Genomic DNA, 18249 nt, shown 5'->3' with positions numbered 1-18249 from the left:
CCGTCCGGGTGACCGGCCCTTCGTGATCCGCCGCACTCAGTTGAACAGCACCCGCAGGCTGAAGGACCCGGTGCCGCCGGACTGCCGGCCGCTGACGCCCACGGCCTTCAGCGTCTCCAGGCTCGCCCGCTCGTCGCCCTGCAACCCGTTCAGGTAGTACTTCTCGATCTTGTCCAGGTCGACGTACAGCGCGGTGCTCGCCGAGCCGGCGTCGGGGATCGCGGTCTTGAAGGTCTCGCTGTCGCCGAGCGTCCCGTCCTGCGCGAGCCGCGCCGCGTAGTCCTGCGAGCTGGCGAGCACGAGCCGCCCGTCCGCGGCGACCTTGGCGATCTGCGGCACCCCCGTGCCGGACTTCTGGACGACGCTCTCCAGCTTGGCGACGACCTCCTGCGCCTTGGCCGGGTCGGTGGTGAGCACCGCGCCGACGTTCGGCAGGTCCCCGTCCAGGCCCTTCTCGTCGACCGCGACGGTGAGGTTCTTGCCGAGCAGGGTCACCGCGTCGTCCGGCAGCGTGATGCCGTACGCCTGCTGGGCCATCGCGACGATGTCGCCCCCGCCCTGGTCGCCGGCGGCCGACTCGATCGTCTTGAGCAGTTCGGGCCACTGCTTGGAGAGCATGTCGCCGAGCCCGGAGATCGAGACCGCGCCGACGGTCGAGGCGGGCAGGTCGGCGATGCGGGTCGGCTCGGTGGCCTCGACGGCCCGCATGCCGCTCGTGACGGCGCTCAGCTCGGCGTACCCGCTGTCGAAGCGCAGGGCTCCGGCGAAGCGCATGTTCTCGGCGAGGCCGAGCGCGGCGCGGTCGACGCCCGCGGTACTGGCGGCGATCTTGGAGAGCCGTCCCATGTCGCCCCAGAAGGACAGCACGCCGGGCTCGCCGAGGGCCTCGAGGTCGGCGGCGAAGTCGGCGTTGGCCGACAGCGGCGCGGCGGCGGCGTACCCGTCGGCGGCCTGCTGGGTCGCGGCCATGAGCGCGTAGCCCTCGCGGAAGGCCAGGCCGCTCATGTCGCCGCCCTTGTTGAGCTTGGCCAGGCCCGCGCGGGCGGCGGCCTCGTCGGTGACCTGGACGGCCAGCACGACCTCGGGCTGTCCGTTCTCCTTGGCGGGCGCGCGCAGCGCGAGGCCCACCCGGTCGCCGAGCCAGGGCTGGACGTCACGGGCGTAGTCGATCTTGTCGAGGGCGCCGCTCTTGCCGATCACCTCGAACATCGCCTTGCGCGGGTCGTCGCCGGCGAAGCTGTCCTTCGTCGCGGGGAACTTGCGCGCGAGGCTGAACAGCGCCAGCTTCTGGGCCGCGGACGGGTCGAGGTCCAGCCGCGCGTACACCAGGGCGTCGCCGGGCAGCACGTCCTCGGGCTGGGTTCCGCCGCCGCTGAGCAGGTTCATCGCGTACACGCCGCCACCGCCGACCAGCGCCACGATGACGGCGGCGACCACGGCCAGCACCCAGCCGCCGCCGCGGCGCCTCCTCCGGTGGCCCGGCGGGGGAGGGGGCTGTATGGGTGGTCCCAGCTCTCCGCCCTGCCAGGTCGGTGGGCCCTCCGCCTGCGGCGGGGCATAGCCGTACGGCTGCTGGCCGTATCCGGGCTGCTGGCCATGTCCGGGCTGCTGTCCGTACCCGGGCTGCTGTCCGTACCCGGCAGGAGTGGGGCCGCCACCAGGTGTCCGGTAGTGGACCGTCGCGTCCGGGTCCTGGTTGAAGGGGTACGGAGGGTAGGGCTGCTGGTTAGACATGATCCACTCTCGCCGTCTCATGGGGTTCGGTCATGAAAGTAGATCGTCCCGGTAGCAAGCGACTTGCAAGATGGTTTCTCCTGGATATGTAGCGATTTTGTGCCATCCGAGCGCTGGTGACCCCTCCGCCGCGCGCACGGCCGCCGGGCATCGGTAAAGTGGGCGCGACCAGAACAATATTCGGCAGGTTCGGCCGGGCGAGGGCTCAGAGGGCTCAAGGGGACAGATGACGAAGTTCGACGAGGCCACCCAGGCCATCCGGGTCGACGCGACCACCTACGACGTGTGCCTGGACCCGGGCTACTCCATCGGCGGGCCGCTCAACGGCGGTTACCTCATGGCCGCGCTGCTGCGGGCGGTCGTCGACGCCTCCCCGCACGACCACCCCGTCTCGACCTCCGTCCAGTTCCTCCGCGCGGCGGTCCCCGGCCCGGCGCGCGTACGCCTGGAACAGGTCAAGACCGGCAGGACGGCCACCGTGACCCGGGCCACGCTGGTCCGGGACGGCCAGGCCCACCTCGACGCGCTCGTCACCACCGCCACGCTCGGCGACGCCGAGAGCACCTGGTCGGCGACGCCCGCCGTCCCTATGCCGCCCGTCGAGGAATGCGTCGCGCTGCCCGAGCCCAAGCCCGAGTCCGGCATGACGCTGAGCGCCCGCATGGAGCTGCGCTTCGACCCGCCCACCATCGGCTGGCTCCATGGCGAGCCGACCGGACGACCCGAGTCGCGCGCGTACTTCCGCATGGCAGAGCCGCAGGACCCCGACCCGTTCGTCCTGGCCCTGGCCGTGGACGCGCTGCCGCCGGTCGTGTTCTCGGCCGGGAGCCGGGGCTGGGCGCCCACCGTGGAGCTGACCTGGCACCTGCGCGCCCTGCCCGCGCCCGGCTGGCTCACGCTCATCGGCCAGGGACGGCTGATCAGGGACGGCTGGTTCGACGAGGACGTCGAGGTGTGGGACTCCGCGGGCCGCCTCGTCGCCCAGTCGCGCCAGCTCGCCCGCCTCGGCCGAGGCGGCGGACCGGCGTAGACGATCATCCGGCGATTACCCGGGTGTGAGGATTCTTACCGCGAGCGATTGACCGCGCTCCCCTAACCTTGGGAATCATGTCGGACATCGGGAGCGTCGCCCACGCGCCGTGGGTCAGCATCATGGAGTCCTCAGACGAGGACATCGGCCGCGAGGAGCCCGCGATCGGGATCTTCGACAGCGGTGTCGGAGGCCTCACCGTCGCGCGGGCGATCATCGACCAGTTGCCCGGCGAGTCGATCCTCTACGTCGCCGACACCGCGCGCCAGCCCTACGGGCCCAAGCGCATCGCCGAGGTGCGGGCCTACGCCCTCCAGGTCATGGACCACCTCGTCGAGGCCGACGTCAAGATGCTCGTGATCGCGTGCAACAGCGCCAGCGCGGCCGTCCTCAGAGACGCCAGGGAGCGCTACGACGTCCCGGTGGTGGAGGTGATCCTCCCGGCGACGCGCAGGGCCGTGCGGGCCACCAGGAACGGCCGGGTCGGGGTGATCGCCACCCGCGCCACCATCGAGTCGATGGCCTACCACGACGCCTTCGCGGCCGCCCCGGACGTCCGCCTCACCGGCGTGGCCGCCCCCCGGCTGGTGGAGTTCGTGGAACGCGGAGAGACGATGAGCGAGGAACTCATCGAGGTCGCCCGCGCGTACCTGCGGCCGGTGATCGAGGAGGGCTGCGACACGCTGATCCTCGGCTGCACCCACTACCCGCTGCTCGCCGGGGCCATCTCCTATGTGATGGGGGAGGGCGTCACGCTGGTGTCGAGCGCGGACGAGACGGCCAAGGACGTCTTCCGCGTCCTGCACGACCGCGGGCTGGTGGGGCAGGGCACGCGGCCCCGGCACAGGTTCCGCGCGACCGGCGACGGCACCCTGTTCGCCGACCTCGGCCGGCGCTTTCTCGGCCCCGAGATCGTCAGCGTCGAACGCGCCCCGGTCGCAGGAACGGCGGACGAGGAGGCGCTCTCCGCGCCCGTCCAGCCGGGCTAGCCGCCCGGGAGGCGACGGGTTCGGCGGTGTTCCGGGAGTTGCCGGCGATGTAAGGCACAACAGCGAGCCGGTACGACCGGCGGGCCTCGGGAGGGGTGCCCGCCGGGCCGGCAGAGTAAGGAGAACGCCGTGAAGCTGACGATCGTGGGGTGCTCGGGGAGCTTTCCCGGCCCGGACAGCCCCGCGTCCTGTTATCTGCTGGAGGCCGAGGGCTTCCGCATGCTCCTCGACTTCGGCAACGGCTCGCTCGGACCCCTGCAACGGCATATCGGCCTGTACGACGTGGACGCCATCTGCCTGTCCCACCTGCACGCCGATCACTGCCTGGACATGTGCGCCTACCACGTCGTGCGCACCTACGCCCCCGTCGGGCCCCTGCCGCGCGTCCCCGTCCACGCGCCCCGGGACGCCCCGCGCCGCCTGGCCGCCGCCTACGGCATGGACGAGGAGCCGGGCCTGGAGACGGCGTTCGACTTCGCTCCGCTCGCACCCGGCGCCTTCCGCGTCGGCCCCTTCGAGGTGACCGCCGCCACGATGAACCACCCCGTCGAGACCTACGGCTTCCGCGTCTCCCACGGCGGGCGCTCGGTGGCGTACTCCGGCGACACCGGAGAGTGCCCCGAGCTGGTCGAACTGGCGGCGGGCGCCGACATCCTGCTCTGCGAGGCCTCCTTCCTGGACCGTCCGGGCAACCCCAAGGGCCTCCACCTGACGGGCGGGCAGGCCGCCGAGCACGCGGCGCGCGCGGGCGTCGGCACGCTCGTCCTGACCCATCTGGTGCCTTGGTACGACCCCGCGGCGGTGCTCGGCGAGGCCCGGCGTTCGTGCTTCGGCGGCGACATCGAACTCGCGCGGAGCGGGGCCGTGTATGACCTAAGGTGAGCCCATGGCACGTGAAGACGGGCGCAGGCCCGACCAGCTTCGGCCCGTCACGATCACCCGTGGCTGGCTCGCTCACGCCGAGGGCTCGGTCCTCGTGGAGTTCGGGCGCACCAGGGTGCTGTGCGCCGCCTCGGTGCAGGACGGCGTGCCGCGATGGCGCAGGGGCAGCGGGCTGGGCTGGATCACCGCCGAGTACGCCATGCTGCCCCGGGCCACCAACACCCGCGGCGACCGCGAGTCGGTGCGCGGCAAGATCGGCGGGCGCACCCACGAGATCTCCCGCCTGATCGGGCGGTCCCTGCGCGCCTGCGTCGACTACAAGGCCCTAGGCGAGAACAGCATCGTGCTCGACTGCGACGTGCTTCAGGCCGACGGGGGCACGCGCACCGCCGCCATCACCGGGGCTTATGTCGCGCTCGCCGACGCCGTGGCCTGGATGCGCGAGCGCAAGATGTGCCCGGGAGACCCTCTGGTCAACTCCGTCGCCGCCGTCTCGGTGGGTGTCGTGGGCAGCTCCACCCTCCTCGACCTCTGCTACAGCGAGGACGTCGCGGCCGAGACCGACATGAACGTCGTCATGACGGGGTCGGGCGAGTTCGTCGAGGTCCAGGGCACCGCCGAGGGCGTTCCCTTCGACCGCGCCGCGCTCGACTCGCTGCTCGACCTCGCCGCCGGGGGCTGCGCCGAGCTGACCGCCCGCCAGCGGGAGGCCCTGGCGTGAACGCGGTCGCCCGGGTGGTTCTCGCCACCCGCAACCAGGGAAAGATCGTCGAGCTGCGCCGCATCCTCGCCGAGGCCGACCAGAAGATCGAGCTCGTCGGCCTTGAGGAGTTCCCCGAGATCGGCGACGTCGCCGAGACCGGCCTCACGTTCGCCGAGAACGCCCTGCTCAAGGCGCACGCCGTCGCCTCGGCCAGCGGGCTGCCCGCCGTCGCCGACGATTCCGGGCTGTGCGTCGACGCGCTGAACGGCATGCCGGGCGTCTTCTCGGCCCGCTGGTCGGGGTCGCACGGCGACGACGCCGCGAACCTGCGGCTCCTGCTCGCCCAGGTCTCCGACGTCCCCGACGGCCACAGGGGCGCCCACTTCGCCTGCGCGGCCGCCGCCGCCCTGCCGTCCGGCGAGGAGCGCGTGGTCGAGGGCGCCCTCCGGGGGGCGCTGATCCGCGCCTCGCGGGGCGTCAACGGGTTCGGGTACGACCCGATCTTCGTGCCGGAGGGCGAGACCCGCACGACCGCCGAGATGTCCCCGGCCGAGAAGGACGCGATCAGCCACCGCGGGCGCGCCTTCCGCGCGCTCGTCCCCGTCCTGCGCGACCTGCTCGGAACGCCCGGGTTCGCCTGACCTGGACCTGCTCGCCGGGCTCGGGTCCCCATGCTCAGGACCTGCCCGGCGGCCCCGGGTTCCCGTAACCAGGGCGTAAGAATCGGCCGGGGCTTTTGGGCGTAGCGTTCGCAGTGTGAAGGACGAAAGGGCACGTTCCCGTGCGGACGCGTGGGCGGCGGCGCTGGCCGGGCTCGTGGCGGGCGCGGTGGCGCTCGGGGTGGGCCAGCTCGCCGCAGGGTTGATCGACCCGGGCGCGGCGCCGGTGATCGTGGTCGGCGACGCGACGGTCGACCGCACCCCGCAGGCCCTGAAGGACTGGGCGATCCGTACGTTCGGCACGAACGACAAGATCGTCCTCATCGGCGGCATCGTGGTGGTGCTCGCGCTCGTCGCGGCTGGGCTGGGCATCCTGGCCCGCCGCCGCCCCGGGCTCGCCACGGCCGGGCTGCTCCTCTTCGGGCTGGTCGGCGCCGTCGCCGCGTCCACCCGGCCGGACTCGGGGCCACTGGACGTGCTCCCGTCGGTCGTCGGCGCGGCCGTCGGGGCCTGGGCGCTGCGCCTCATCGTCCGCCGCGCCTGGCCGACCGGCTACCGCGAACCCGTGCCCGCCGCCGTGGGCCATGGTGCTGCCGCCGCGAGGGACGGTGACGGGGGCGCGAGCGCCCGTGACGAGCACGCCCCGGGTGATGGTGCGCAGAGCACGGGCGGTCGTGGCGAGGGCGCCGCGGGTGACGGTCGCGAGAAGGCTGCCGAGCGGCACCCCGCCGTCATGCGCGCGGGCGGGCAACTCCATGAGTTCGACCGGCGGGGCCTGCTCACCGGCGTCGTCGCGGGCGTTGCCGTCGCCGGGGTCGCCGGGCTGGCGGGACGGGGCCTGGCCGGGCGCCTGGAGGTCGACACCGAGCGGGCCAAGATCGCGCTGCCCAGGCCCGCGAAGCCGCTCAGGCCGATCCCGGCGGGCGCCGACCTCCGGCTCAAGGACCTTTCCCCCTTCGTCACCCCCAACCGGGACTTCTACCGCATCGACACCGCGCTGGTCCTCCCGCAGGTCGACCCCAAGACGTGGAAGCTGAAGATCCACGGCATGGTCGACAGGCCCATCGAGCTGACCTACGACCAGCTCCTGAGGCGGCCGCTCATGGAGGCCGACGTGACGCTGACCTGCGTCTCCAACGACGTCGGCGGCCCGTACATCGGCAACGCCCGCTGGCTCGGCGCGAGCCTGGCCGACATCCTGCGCGAGGCCGGCATCCGGTCCGGCGCCGACATGCTGCTGTCGACCTCCACCGACGGCTGGACGTCCGGCACCCCCGTGGACGTCGCGATGGACGGCCGCGACGCGCTGCTCGCCATCGCGATGAACGGCGAGCCCCTTCCCCTCGCCCACGGCTTCCCGGTGCGCCAGGTCGTCCCCGGGCTGTACGGCTACGTGTCGGCGACGAAGTGGATCACGGAGATCAAGGTCAGCCGGTACGACCAGGAGGAGGCGTACTGGACCGAGCGGGGCTGGGCGCCGAAGGGGCCGATCAAGACCGAGTCCCGCATCGACCTGCCCCGGGGCGGCTCCACGATCCGCGCGGGCCGCACCCAGATCGCCGGCGTGGCGTGGGCGCAGCACAAGGGGATCGACGCGGTCGAGGTGCGCGTCGACAAGGGCCCGTGGCGGCAGGCGCGGCTGGCGCAGGTGCCGGGCGTGGACACCTGGCGGCAGTGGGTCGTGGACGACTGGGACGCCACCCCCGGCGACCACACCATCGAAGTCCGCGCCACCGACGCCACCGGCTACACCCAGACCCCCGACTACGCGCCGGTGATCCCGGACGGCGCCTCCGGCTGGCACTCCATCCTGGTCGTGGTGAAGTAGTCGGAATTACGGGAAAGTCGTGAGATCGACTCCATGGTTTGTATGGGGATGTCGGGCGTACAGTGAGAAAGGCTCCCGATCGGGCGGTCAGGAGGCATCCTGCTGATCAGTGGGAATCGTGGTTCTGTGGGCGCTGGGAAATGCGCGGGTTCCGGTGCTCGCCGAAGCGCTCTGATCGGCGCCCGGAATGCCGGGATTTCGGGGCTTGGCCAGATATATCCGATATTTCGTAAAGTGCGGCCTTCGTGGAGGCGGTATGAAGGCGATACCGGTACTGGCCGCGCTCCTCGTCGCCGTGACGACGGCCTGCGTGCCCGGAGGCGCGTCGCCGTCACCGCGCCCAAGTGCGGACGTGTCGCCCGCGACGACCCGGCCGGCCGCCTCGCCGGACGAGGAGGACCAGAAGGCGGCGCAGGCGGCGGTGCTGCGCCTGAAGGACCTCGGATCCTCCTACGAAGGCCGGCCGTATCTGAGGAGCAGGCTGGCCACCCAGGACGACGAGGTCCTCAGCAGGTGCCTCGGACGCCCGCTGACCAGCGTGCACGAGACCGCGCGGGCATTCTCGTCCATCTTCGTCAGCGGCGACGGTCGATTGGTGCTGGCGGGTGTGACGTTCGTCGACAGCCGGGAAACGGCCGCGGCGGACCTGCAGGCCCTTCAGGGGCCGAGGGCCATGCCCTGCCTCCGGCGACTCCTGACGACGCAACTGCGCCGTCAGCGGAGCGGCCCGCTGGCGGTCGAGGTGGAGAGGATCCGGCCCGTGCCGGACCTCGCGCAGGTGGTGGCGTACAGGTTCACCGTCGTGGTGAACGAGGACGGCCAGGACATCACGCAGTTCATCGACCTCATCTCCGCCACGCGCGGCCGGGCGGAGGTGCAGGCGTCCTTCCAGGACGTGAACGTGGCCGTCGAGCGAGCGGTCGAGGAGCGTGCGATGCTCGCCATGCTCAACCGCCTCCCCGCGCGATCCTGACCGAGCCGAGCAGTTTCTCCAGCGCCACGACGAGCGACGAGGCGCCGGCGCCGACGACCGCGCCCATCAGGAAGGTCTTGAACTGCTGCCCGGTCTCCTTGCGCACGTCGGTCCGCCGTAACAGGGCCCGGACCGACACATCGCTCTCCCAGTGCAGCCTGGCGGGGTCCTCGATGTCGGGGGAGGCCACGTCGATGCGCTGCCCGGTGTCGTTGCCGCCCGCGTCCACGATCACCTCGAACTGGTCGGGACGTTTCCAGGTGCCGGGTATCCCGATGTCGAGCGCCCCCGGCTTCCGCGGGAACTGGAACAACGGTGACAACTGGACACGGCCGTACCTCGGCAGCGACAACGAGAACGTCGGCCCGGCGGCGGACACGACGCCGACAGGGAGCCAGCCGCTGATGTGCGGCGCGCTCGCCTGGCCGTTCAGGTACGCGGGATAGGCGATACCGGAGATCACCTGCACGTTCTCTTTCGGATTGGCCGCGAACGGCGGCTTTCCCGCCTTCGTCGACACGATCGTCGCCCCGGGCGGTATCAGCGTGGCGGCGGGTACGCCGGGGTCGGTGAACCGCGCGTCACCGTAGAGGACCAGCGCCCACCGGACGGGCTTGGACCGCGGGCCCACGAACACGATGTCGATCTCGACCCGCGAACGTCCCTGCCGCGCGTCGGCGGGCGGGAAATTCACCGCCAGCCTGGTGGGCACGGCCGGCGTGTCGAGGTAGATCTCGCCCGTGCCCTCCACCACGGGGGGATTCGGCGGGCTGATCGTCGCGACGTACGCCGAGTACGAGAGGCCCACCAGAACCCCGCCGAGAAGCAGCGAGGTGACGAGCGATCTCGGCCTCTCGCCGCCCGACAGCGTCAGCCGCCTTCCCCGGAAGGGGTGGTACCTCCCGGCGGCCGACGCGAGCCGCCTCCACCCCTCGCGCAGGCCGCCCCCGAGCCGGGCCGAGATCGTTCTGCCGCCCGCCCGTATCCGTCGGCGCCAGGCGTGGAAGGTCAGGCGACGAGCGGCCGACGCCCGCAGTCGGCGGGTTCCGTCACGCAGGCGGGTCACGCCTCCGGACACCGTCTCCACCACCCAGGTCGCGGCCTCGCTCGCGAGGCGACGTCCCTTCACGCCACTCGCGTTCCCGGCGCGGGGCGCCCGGGTCCACTGGTCACCATCGCGCGTGAACCTTCGCGTACGCCCTGCTCACGTACTTCTGTGTCGTGCTCTGCTTCACCGGTCCGTCCGACCCGTTCTGCAGGGAGATCAGCGTCCCGCCGTACCGCACGAGGGCGGAATTCAGGTATACGGGCTGACCAGGGGATCCTTCGGCCTTGATTCGCATCGCGGTCGTGCCGGAGCCGAGCCTGCGGAGAGGCAGAGGCGTGATGGTGACGGTGATGATGCCCAGCAAGCTGCTCTGGAAGGAGAACGAGGGGCATTGGCGAGGGATCAGGGAGAACTGCCTGAAGGTCTCGCGTGCGCTTTTGACGCTGGTCTGGGCGAGGGTCTCCGCCACCACCTCCGTCGTCCCCGGATTGGCGAGGAGGCGCTCGGCCTCGGCGCTGACCCGGCCGGCGGGAGCGGCCGCCAGTGCCGGGCAGGCTTCGTCCAGGCCGCTCAGGCTGCCCGGGTCCAGCTTGACCACCTTGAAGCCGCGTGGCAGGTCGGAGGGCTTCAGCAGCGCGGCGGTGAGCTGGGCCCGCGAGGGCGGACGGGCGGCCGCGGAGGCGAGGCCGTACGGGCCGGCGCCGGCCGGGACGGCGGATCGGGCGGTGGGGGTTCCGGGGATCGGGGCCGAGGCGGCCGGTCTGGCGGCCGGACCGGCGCCCACGATCACGGCGGTGAGACCGCACGCCAGGCCAGAGGTGAACCGTCGTCGCATTTCCGCTCCTCCGAGCCGGGGAACATGGGCACGCGGTCGAGCATCGCGGGCCGTGTCGCTCGCCGACTCGGTAGGTTCGCGGCCCACGCGGAAGCGGCTATCGCCGAATCACACTAATCTGAATAAATCATTGCCGGTTGCGAAGTCTCGGGCAAGCGCATATCTATGCCCTCCGGTTATGGCCCGCTCGTGGCCGTCAGGCGGGCGAAAACTCTGGATATACGGAGTCGGTCCCGGTCGCGCGTTCGTGCGTTCTTGGTCGAGCGGCCGTGACGATTCCATTGTGGCGGGGAAGTCGCACGAATTTCGCACCTCCGCGGAGCCAGGGCGACCGGGGGGAATCGGTGGCCCCAGGTGAATCGCCGAATCGTCGGTCGCTCCGGGGGCCGCGGCCTACGATCGGCGTCTGTCCGGAAACGGTTCGGGGGCTTGGGGGAAGACCATGTCCGGGGCAAAAAACGGCGACCCATCGCTGATGGGCACATTTCGGTCAAGCTTCACGAAGGGGGGCTACAACCCCGTCGTCACCTCTGACGGTGTTCGCTGGCGTGACTACGAGCTGGCGGCCGAGACACCTGGGGACGAACGGCGGCCGACGGTTCATCCCCTCGTGTCCGAGAAGACGCCACCGCCGCCGTGGCAGGACCCTGCCCCGCAGGTGACGCCGCCGGGGTGGCGGGAGCAGTCGCCGTGGCAGGCCGTCACCGGGGTTCAGTGGTGTGACGGCCGTGACGATTCGTCCGCGACGGCGCGGGACGGGTTGTTACCGGAGTGGCCGGGGCCCGTGGAGGACTGGTTCGACATGGTGGGGCGGCCGTCGCGGCTGGACACGAGCAGGCCGTACGGTTCTCCGGGAGGGCTCGCCTGGCCGGATCCGCAGGTGCAGCGCGACCTGTGCCAGGCCCTCCCGGAGGGCGCCCGTTTCCCCGACCCGCGCGGCACCTGGATCCGCCTGGTCAACGGGGAGGGCCCGGCGGAAGATCCGTTCCGGGCGACCAACGCCCTCGACTGCGCGCTGGCGGTGATCTCCACCTGGCACGGCGAGCCGATGGTGGCCGCTCCGCGCCTGCCAGAGTACGACCGCCTGGGCAGGCCCGTGCTGAGCGGCGAGGCGGGCGGCGTGGCGCGGGCCGAGCGGTGGCTGGGGCACCGGTTCGAGTACGTCGGGCAGGGCCGCCGCGCGTACACCGCCATCGCCCAGCGGCTGCGCACGGGCGGGCACGGCGCGTCGGCCGTGCTGGTCACGCGCCGGCCCTCGGGAGGCGCCCACGCGTGGAACGCGGTCAACTCGGCGGGCGCGGTGGTCTGGGTGGACGCGCAACGCGGGCACACGTCCGTGGACCCGCCCCGGGGGCCGGTCACGGGCGTCTTCTGCGTCGTCATGGACCGGCGAGGGAGGCGGCTGTGAGTGAGTTGTCGGCTGAGCGGGCGCGGGCGCTGGCGGAGGAGTACTTCAACGGGCCGCTGGCCGCGGAGGAGGCCACCGAGGTCGGGCTTTATGCGTTCGAAGGCGGATATGTCGCCTGGCCGAAGGTGCCCGAACCCGAGGACCCGAGCGTCCTGCCGGACGTCGCCGGAGGCGGCTGCATCGTGATCGACAAGGTCACCGGTGAGCTGTCGATCCGGCCCCTGCTGACCCCGGAGGCCGTGGCAGAGCAGTGGCCGGGACACCGCCCCCGCTGAGCGGTGTCCCGGCCGGTGGGTCAGTCGCTCGCCAGGGAGCCGACGATGGAGGCGCGGGCCGCCCTGCGGCCGGGGAGGAGCGCCGCGAGGACGCCGGCGAGGCCCGACAGCGCGACGAAGAGCAGCACCTGCGTGACCGGTAGCCGGAAGAGCACGTCCGCCACCAGCGTCTGCGTGGCGGCCCAGCCGAACGCCCCGCCGAGGACGACCCCGACGATCGCCCCGATCAGTCCGAGGATCAGCGCCTCCAGCGACAGCATGCGCCGCAATTGCGGCCGGGTCAGGCCGAGGGCGCGCAGCAGCGCCGACTCCCGCGTCCGCTCGTGCACCGACAGGCTGAGCGTGTTGGCGATGCCGAGCAGCGAGATGAGGATCGCCAGGCCGAGCAGGCCGGTGATGACCATCAGCATCGTGTTCAGCATGTCGTCGAACTGGCCCCGGATCTCGGTCGAGCTGACCACCTTCGCGGCCGGATAGTCCTGGGCCGCGGCCTCGACGGCCTTCCTGGCCACGTCGGAGGCGACGCCGTCCTTGGCGTTCACGAGCACCTGGTCGTCGTTGACGTGGCCGAACCACTTCTCGAAGGCGTCCGGGGGCACGGTGATGCCGGGCAGCGGCGCGGAGTCGTCGAAGATCGCGATGACCTTGACGTTGACGGTCCCGGCCTTGGGGGTGGCGAGCGCGAGCGTGCCGCCCGGCTGCGCGCCGAGCCTCTTGGCGGCGGTGGTCCCGACGATGGCGTTCGTCCCGGTGAACCCCTGCGTGGACCCCTTCTGCGCCACGACCTTGTACGGTCCGTCGTACGTGCCGACCTGGTAGTCCGCACGTCCCACGCGGGCCTCGCCCTGCCGGATCTGCACCACGGACGCCAGCTCGGGCCTCGCGCGCAGGCCGGCGGCGAGCTCCCTCGGCACGCCGCCGGGGCCGCCCGCCCCCTCCAGCGCGCCCTGGGACATGACCATGTAGTCGACGGGGAACTGCGAGTCGAGCTGGGCCGTGACCGTCGCCCGGGTGGTGGCGGTGATGACCGAGATCAACGTCATCAGCGTGACGCCGATCGTCAGCGCGACCGTCGTGGTGGCGGACCGCTTGGGGTTGCGCCGCGAGTTGTCCACGGCGAGCCTGCCGGGCACGCCGGACAGCTTGGCGGGCAGCCAGCCGGCGAACACGCTCAGCGGGCGGACGATGACCGGGCCGAGGATCAGCACCGCGCAGAACGTGAGCACGCCGCCGGCCATGACGATGAACAGCGCCTGCGGTCCCGGGGTGGCCATGACCCCCGCGGCCGTGGTGCCCACGCCGGCGACGAGGAAGAGGGCGGCGAAGACCATCCGCAGGACGCCGGCCTTGAACGTCTGCTCGCCGGTCTGGGTGCGCAGCGCCGCGATGGGGGCGACCCTGGTGGCCGTACGGGCGGGCAGCAGCGCCGCGCCGACGGTGACGACCACGCCGATGGCGAGCGCGAGGCCGATCGTGCGCGGCGCCAGCGAGACGGCGACCGCGGGCAGTTCCTGCCCCATGGCCCCGGCCACGGCGATCGCCCCCCAGCCGAGGCCGTACCCCACCACCAGGCCGAGCAGCGAGGCGATGACCCCGACCACCGCAGACTCCAGCAGGACCGAGCCGAAGACCTGCTTGCGCGTGGCGCCGATGCAGCGCAGCAGCGCCATCTCCCTGGCGCGCTGGGCGACCAGGATGTTGAACGTGTTGTAGATGACCAGCGCCGCCACGAGCATCGCGACGACGCCGAACATCAGCAGGCCCAAGGTGATGAACTGCATGTCGGCGCCGTTGGCCTTCGCCAGCTCGTCGGCGAGCTCGTCGCCGGTCCGGACCTTGTGACCCGCGCCGGCGAGCGCCGAGGAGACCGCCGTCTTCAGAGCCTGCGGCGTGACGCCGGCCGCCGCGGCCACGTCGATCTCCCGGAAGCCCTTCTCGCCCGTCATCGCCTGCGCGGCCTCGGTGGTGAAGCCGACGGCGCCGGTGTAGGCGATCCGCTGGTCGATGCCCGCGTCGAACAGCCCGACCACGTGGAAGGCGTGCGGCTTCCCTGCGTGGTCCAGCACCTGGACGGTGTCCCCGATCTTGAAGCCCCGGGTCTTGGCCGTGTCCTTGTCGAGGACGGCCTGGTCGGCGGCTGACGGCGCGGCGCCGGAGGTGACCTCGGTGCGGCCGAGCCTGCCGGTGACGATGGAGACGCCCGCCGTCGGGAAGTCGCCGACGACCTTGCCGTCCTTGCCGATCAGCGGCGCGTCCCCCTGGACGATGCCCTGCGCCTCGGCCACCCCGGTCGCCGTGCGGATCTTGTCCAGGTCCGCGGCGGTGAGGGGGGACGGCTTGTCCGAGGGGGACGGGAGCACCGCGACGTCCACCTTGTCGGCGGACGCGGCGATCTGCTGGGTGAAGCTCGCCTGGATCGTGTCGGTCAGCACGAACGTGCCCGCGATGAACCCCACGCCGAGGGTGATGGCCAGGGAGGTGAGCAGGAGCCGCAGCTTGTGCGCCCGCAGCCCCGCCAGCGTGGTCTTCAGCACCTCAGCCCTCCAGCTTCATCAGCGTGTCCAGCACGCTCTGCGGGGAGGGCTGCGTCAGCTCGGTCACCAGCACGCCGTCCCGCAGGAACACCACGCGGTCGGCGTAGGACGCGGCGACGGGGTCGTGGGTGACCATGACGATGGTCTGGCCCAGCTCGCGCACGGAGGTCCGCAGGAACGACAGCACCTCGGCGCCGCTGCGCGAGTCCAGGTTCCCGGTCGGCTCGTCGGCGAAGATGACGTCCGGCTTGCTGATCAGCGCCCGCGCCACCGCGACGCGCTGCTGCTGGCCGCCCGACAGCTCGCTCGGCTTGTGCTTCAGCCGGTCGGCGAGGCCCACGGTGCGGATCACCACGTCGAACAACTCCTGGTCCGCCTGGCGGCCGGCGATGTCCAGCGGCAGGCGGATGTTCTGCTCGGCGGTCAGCGTGGGCAGCAGGTTGAACGCCTGGAAGATGAAGCCCACCCGCTCGCGGCGCAGCAACGTGAGCTGCTTGTCGTTCAGCCGCGTGATGTCGACGTCGCCGACGCGCACCTCGCCTTCGGTCACGGTGTCGAGCCCCGCCAGGCAGTGCATCAACGTCGACTTGCCGGAGCCCGACGGACCCATGATCGCGGTGAAGGCACCGGTCGCGAACCCGACGTCCACGCCGCGCAGCGCGTGTACGGCGGCGTCGCCCTGGCCGTAGACCTTCGTCACGCCCCTGGCGACGACGGCCGCGGGGGCGGCCCTGCGGACGGCGTCCTGTCCGGTGATGGTCACATCGTGCTCCTTCAAACGGTAAGCGGGTGATCTGCGGTGATCGCCGCGAGATCAACGCTATGGCCGCGGAAGGCCCCTTCCATGAGCCCTGGGAACGGACTTCGGATACGCCCCTGGAGGGGCGAAACGGGGCTCATGCGACCCCTGAGGTACCGCCACCTCAGCCTTTCGGCTGATGGTTCCCGAAGGGAGTGATCAGGCCGGTCTCGTAGGCGTAGACGACGGCTTGGGCGCGGTCGCGGACCCCGAGTTTGGTGAGGATGCGGCCGAGGTGCGTCTTGACGGTGGCCTCGGCCAGGCAGAGGTGCTCGGCGATCTCGGAGTTGGACATGCCGCGCCCGACCATGACCAGGACCTCCCGCTCGCGGGCGGTCAGCTTGCGCAGGGCCTCCGGCTCGGGGGCCGTCCGGCCGGGCAGGTGGGCGGTGAACCGCTCCAGCAGCCGCCGGGTCGTGCTGGGCGCGACCACGGCGTCCCCGGCGTGCACGGAGTGGATCGCGCTGATCAGGTCGGAGGGGGGGACGTCCTTGAGCAGGAAGCCCGAGGCGCCGGCCTTGAGCGCGGTGAAGGCGTACTCGTCCAGGTCGAACGTCGTGAGGATGAGCACTTTGGGCGCGCCGGCCAGGGCCGTGATCAGCCGGGTGGCCTCGACGCCGTCCACGCGGGGCATGCGCACGTCCATGAGGACGACGTCGGCCGTCACCGAGCGGAGCAGTTCCACGGCCGCGCCCCCGTCGGCGGCCTCTCCGACGACGTCGATGTCCGGTTGGGCGTCCAGGACCATGCGGAACCCGGCGCGGACGAGCGCCTGGTCGTCGACCAGCACCACCTTGATGTTCACGCCGCCCCGCCCGCCGTTCTCCACGCCGCCCCGCTCTCCGGAAGTCTCACACGGCCCCGCTCTCCGGAAGTCCCACGCGGGGCCACTCGGGGAGGTCTCACGCCGCCCTGCTCACCGGCAGCCGCACGGCCACCTGGAACCCGCCGCCGGGGCGTGGTGAGGCGTGGACGCTGCCGTCGTACATCGCGACGCGCTCGCGCATGCCGATCAACCCGTGCCCGTCGGCGCTCGCGGGCGCCGCCGCGCCCCGCCCGTCGTCGGTCACCCGCAGGAGGACCTCCCGGGCACCGTACTCCATCTCGACGGTGGCGCGGGCGCCCGGTCCGCCGTGTTTGAGCGCGTTGGTGAGGGCTTCCTGGACGATGCGGTAGATCACGAGCTGCTCGCCTTCTGGCAGGTCGCGGCAGGTGCCCCTGACCGTGAACTCGACCGGTAACCCCGAGCGCCTGAGCTGCGCCACCAGCTCGTCGAGCTCGGCGACGCCGGGCTGGGGCGCGTAGTCCTCGACCTGCGCGTCGTCCTGCCGGAGCACGCCGACGAGGCGGCGCATCTCGGCGAGGGCCTGGCGTCCGGTGCTGGAGATGGTCTGGACGGCGTGGCGTGCCTTCTCGGGGTCGGTGTCGAGGGTGTACCCCGCGCCGTCCGCCTGGACGATCATCACGCTGACGTTGTGGGCGACGACGTCGTGCAGTTCGCGGGCGATGCGCGCCCGCTCGGCGGCGGTGGCGATGCGGGCTTGTTGGTCGCGCTCGTGCTCGGCGCGCGAGGCCCGTTCCTCCAGGCTTTCCAGGTAGCGGCGGCGGGTGCTGGCGTAGATGCCGCCGACCCAGGCGGCCACCACGAACATCGAGCCGGAGATGAGGCCGGGAGGCTGGACGTCGCTCCAGCGCAGCACGACCAGGACGATGCCGAGCTCGGCGACGAGCCCGGCGGGGATCGCCCAGCGCAGGGCGCATCTGGACACCACGCCGTACATCGCCACGAGCACGGCGAGGTTGGCCGGAACCGGATCGACGCGGAGAAGCCACTGCCCGAAGCTGACGAGGGCGACGGCGGCGAAGGCGTGCACGGGATGGTGGCGGCGCCAGAACAGGGGGAGGAGGAGCAGGGCGGACAGGGTGAGGTACCCGGGAACGTCGAGCCGCACGCTGCCGGGCATGCCCGAGCCGCCGCCGTAGGGCTGGGCCGACATCACGGTCAGGAGGATCAGCGGGACGAGGAGGACCGCGTCCGCCAGCCTGCTGTGGCGGGCTCCCAGCGCGCGCAGTCTTCCGAACACGCCACCAACCCTATGTTCGCGCTGTTCACCCGCTTTCCATCTGGAGATGGATCTGCGTCTACGACCCTGGTCGTACGGGCCGTCGTACGGGACAAACAGGCTTACACGGTGCTTACGGGGCATCGTGGATAGTTGTCTGTGGGAGCCACCTTCGGGTGAGTAAAGGGAGATTGTGATGCCGGGGAACAAAGACGACGGGTCGCGTGGCAAGGGGGATGAGTCGCGCGACCCGGAGGACCCCGAGCATTTCGCCCTACCGACGCCAGACGCCCCATGCCCAGCGGGCTGACACGGCCGGGCCGCCTCCACTCAGGTGGAGGCGGCTCTCCTGTTTCACAGCCCGGCCGGAGAGTGGGGTCGGTGGGATTCGAACCCACACTGGCAGGTACCTAAAACCTGTGCCTCTGCCATTGGGCTACGACCCCGGGCTTTTCAGGGCTTGCGCCATAATAGTTGAGCGCGGGGCGG

General features: G+C 71.8%; 16 protein-coding genes and 1 tRNA gene. 9 read left to right on the top strand and 8 right to left on the bottom strand.

From position 1 onward, the window contains the following. Positions 1 to 36 precede the first annotated feature (36 nt). Positions 37 to 1734 carry a DUF3352 domain-containing protein gene (locus tag DQ384_RS12800; RefSeq protein ID WP_245966427.1) on the bottom strand — a complete coding sequence of 566 codons (1698 nt, stop codon included), beginning with the start codon at positions 1732 to 1734 and terminating at the stop codon, positions 37 to 39. A gap of 226 nt (positions 1735 to 1960) precedes the next feature. Between DQ384_RS12800 and DQ384_RS12795 the strand changes: the two genes are divergently transcribed. The 7 genes from DQ384_RS12795 (at position 1961) to DQ384_RS12765 (ending at position 8798) form a co-directional block, all read left to right on the top strand. Then, entirely contained in the window at positions 1961 to 2764 is an 804-nt protein-coding gene (locus DQ384_RS12795) for a thioesterase family protein (RefSeq protein WP_114028978.1), read from the top strand. A gap of 77 nt (positions 2765 to 2841) precedes the next feature. Continuing rightward, positions 2842 to 3753: a glutamate racemase gene (gene murI, locus DQ384_RS12790; RefSeq protein WP_281274046.1), complete on the top strand. Its 912-nt coding sequence runs from the start codon at positions 2842 to 2844 to the stop codon at positions 3751 to 3753. Between the two features lie 129 nt (positions 3754 to 3882). Next, positions 3883 to 4635: an MBL fold metallo-hydrolase gene (locus tag DQ384_RS12785; protein WP_114028977.1), complete on the top strand. Its 753-nt coding sequence runs from the start codon at positions 3883 to 3885 to the stop codon at positions 4633 to 4635. 4 nt (positions 4636 to 4639) lie between these two features. Continuing rightward, a complete protein-coding gene (gene rph / locus DQ384_RS12780; protein WP_114028976.1) occupies positions 4640 to 5356 on the top strand; it encodes a ribonuclease PH in 717 nt (238 codons plus the stop codon). Beyond that, entirely contained in the window at positions 5353 to 5979 is a 627-nt protein-coding gene (gene rdgB / locus DQ384_RS12775) for an RdgB/HAM1 family non-canonical purine NTP pyrophosphatase (protein ID WP_114028975.1), read from the top strand. The genes rph and rdgB overlap by 4 nt, the downstream gene beginning before the upstream one ends. Before the next feature lie 115 nt (positions 5980 to 6094). Beyond that, entirely contained in the window at positions 6095 to 7825 is a 1731-nt protein-coding gene (locus tag DQ384_RS12770) for a molybdopterin-dependent oxidoreductase (protein WP_245966426.1), read from the top strand. Positions 7826 to 8081: 256 nt separating this feature from the next. After that, entirely contained in the window at positions 8082 to 8798 is a 717-nt protein-coding gene (locus DQ384_RS12765) for a hypothetical protein (RefSeq protein WP_114028974.1), read from the top strand. On the opposite strand, the gene DQ384_RS12760 is transcribed toward DQ384_RS12765, so the two are convergent. Both DQ384_RS12760 and DQ384_RS12755 read right to left on the bottom strand, forming a co-directional pair. Then, on the bottom strand, positions 8773 to 9927 hold the full coding sequence (locus tag DQ384_RS12760; RefSeq protein ID WP_114028973.1) for a hypothetical protein: 1155 nt from the start codon (positions 9925 to 9927) through the stop codon (positions 8773 to 8775). The two genes, DQ384_RS12765 and DQ384_RS12760, sit on opposite strands and share 26 nt — an antisense overlap. 40 nt (positions 9928 to 9967) lie before the next feature. Then, entirely contained in the window at positions 9968 to 10681 is a 714-nt protein-coding gene (locus DQ384_RS12755; RefSeq protein ID WP_114028972.1) for a hypothetical protein, read from the bottom strand. A gap of 610 nt (positions 10682 to 11291) precedes the next feature. Here DQ384_RS12755 and DQ384_RS12750 point away from each other — a divergent pair. Together DQ384_RS12750 and DQ384_RS12745 are read left to right on the top strand one after the other, a co-directional pair. After that, positions 11292 to 12089: a toxin glutamine deamidase domain-containing protein gene (locus DQ384_RS12750; RefSeq protein WP_245966425.1), complete on the top strand. Its 798-nt coding sequence runs from the start codon at positions 11292 to 11294 to the stop codon at positions 12087 to 12089. After that, complete coding sequence (locus DQ384_RS12745) at positions 12086 to 12364, top strand: hypothetical protein (RefSeq protein ID WP_245966424.1); 279 nt, start codon at positions 12086 to 12088, stop codon at positions 12362 to 12364. Before DQ384_RS12750 ends, DQ384_RS12745 begins: the two co-directional genes overlap by 4 nt. 20 nt (positions 12365 to 12384) lie before the next feature. Here the strand turns inward: DQ384_RS12745 and DQ384_RS12740 are convergent, their stop codons facing one another. The 5 genes from DQ384_RS12740 to DQ384_RS12720 form a co-directional block, all read right to left on the bottom strand. Beyond that, complete coding sequence (locus tag DQ384_RS12740; protein WP_114028970.1) at positions 12385 to 14898, bottom strand: ABC transporter permease; 2514 nt, start codon at positions 14896 to 14898, stop codon at positions 12385 to 12387. 1 nt (position 14899) lies between these two features. Beyond that, on the bottom strand, positions 14900 to 15661 hold the full coding sequence (locus DQ384_RS12735) for an ABC transporter ATP-binding protein (protein WP_220182911.1): 762 nt from the start codon (positions 15659 to 15661) through the stop codon (positions 14900 to 14902). 160 nt (positions 15662 to 15821) lie between these two features. Beyond that, complete coding sequence (locus tag DQ384_RS12730; RefSeq protein WP_281274045.1) at positions 15822 to 16526, bottom strand: response regulator transcription factor; 705 nt, start codon at positions 16524 to 16526, stop codon at positions 15822 to 15824. 73 nt (positions 16527 to 16599) lie between these two features. Next, positions 16600 to 17781, bottom strand: a complete 1182-nt coding sequence (locus DQ384_RS12725; protein ID WP_245966423.1) for a sensor histidine kinase — start codon at positions 17779 to 17781, stop codon at positions 16600 to 16602. A gap of 352 nt (positions 17782 to 18133) precedes the next feature. Next, positions 18134 to 18206 (bottom strand) — tRNA-Leu (locus DQ384_RS12720). Between the last annotated feature and the right edge of the window lie 43 nt (positions 18207 to 18249).

This window comes from Sphaerisporangium album, from assembly GCF_003323745.1.
GTDB lineage: Bacteria > Actinomycetota > Actinomycetes > Streptosporangiales > Streptosporangiaceae > Sphaerisporangium > Sphaerisporangium album.
This window is presented reverse-complemented; position numbering and strand designations above follow the sequence as displayed.

Bases quoted from the DNA above. Each gene is read 5' to 3' on its own strand.
- DQ384_RS12800 (WP_245966427.1), bottom strand. From the start codon at position 1,734: ATGTCTAACCAGCAGCCCTACCCTCCGTACCCCTTCAACCAGGACCCG.
- DQ384_RS12795 (WP_114028978.1), top strand. From the start codon at position 1,961: ATGACGAAGTTCGACGAGGCCACCCAGGCCATCCGGGTCGACGCGACC.
- murI (WP_281274046.1), top strand. From the start codon at position 2,842: ATGTCGGACATCGGGAGCGTCGCCCACGCGCCGTGGGTCAGCATCATG.
- rph (WP_114028976.1), top strand. From the start codon at position 4,640: ATGGCACGTGAAGACGGGCGCAGGCCCGACCAGCTTCGGCCCGTCACG.
- DQ384_RS12765 (WP_114028974.1), top strand. From the start codon at position 8,082: ATGAAGGCGATACCGGTACTGGCCGCGCTCCTCGTCGCCGTGACGACG.
- DQ384_RS12755 (WP_114028972.1), bottom strand. From the start codon at position 10,681: ATGCGACGACGGTTCACCTCTGGCCTGGCGTGCGGTCTCACCGCCGTG.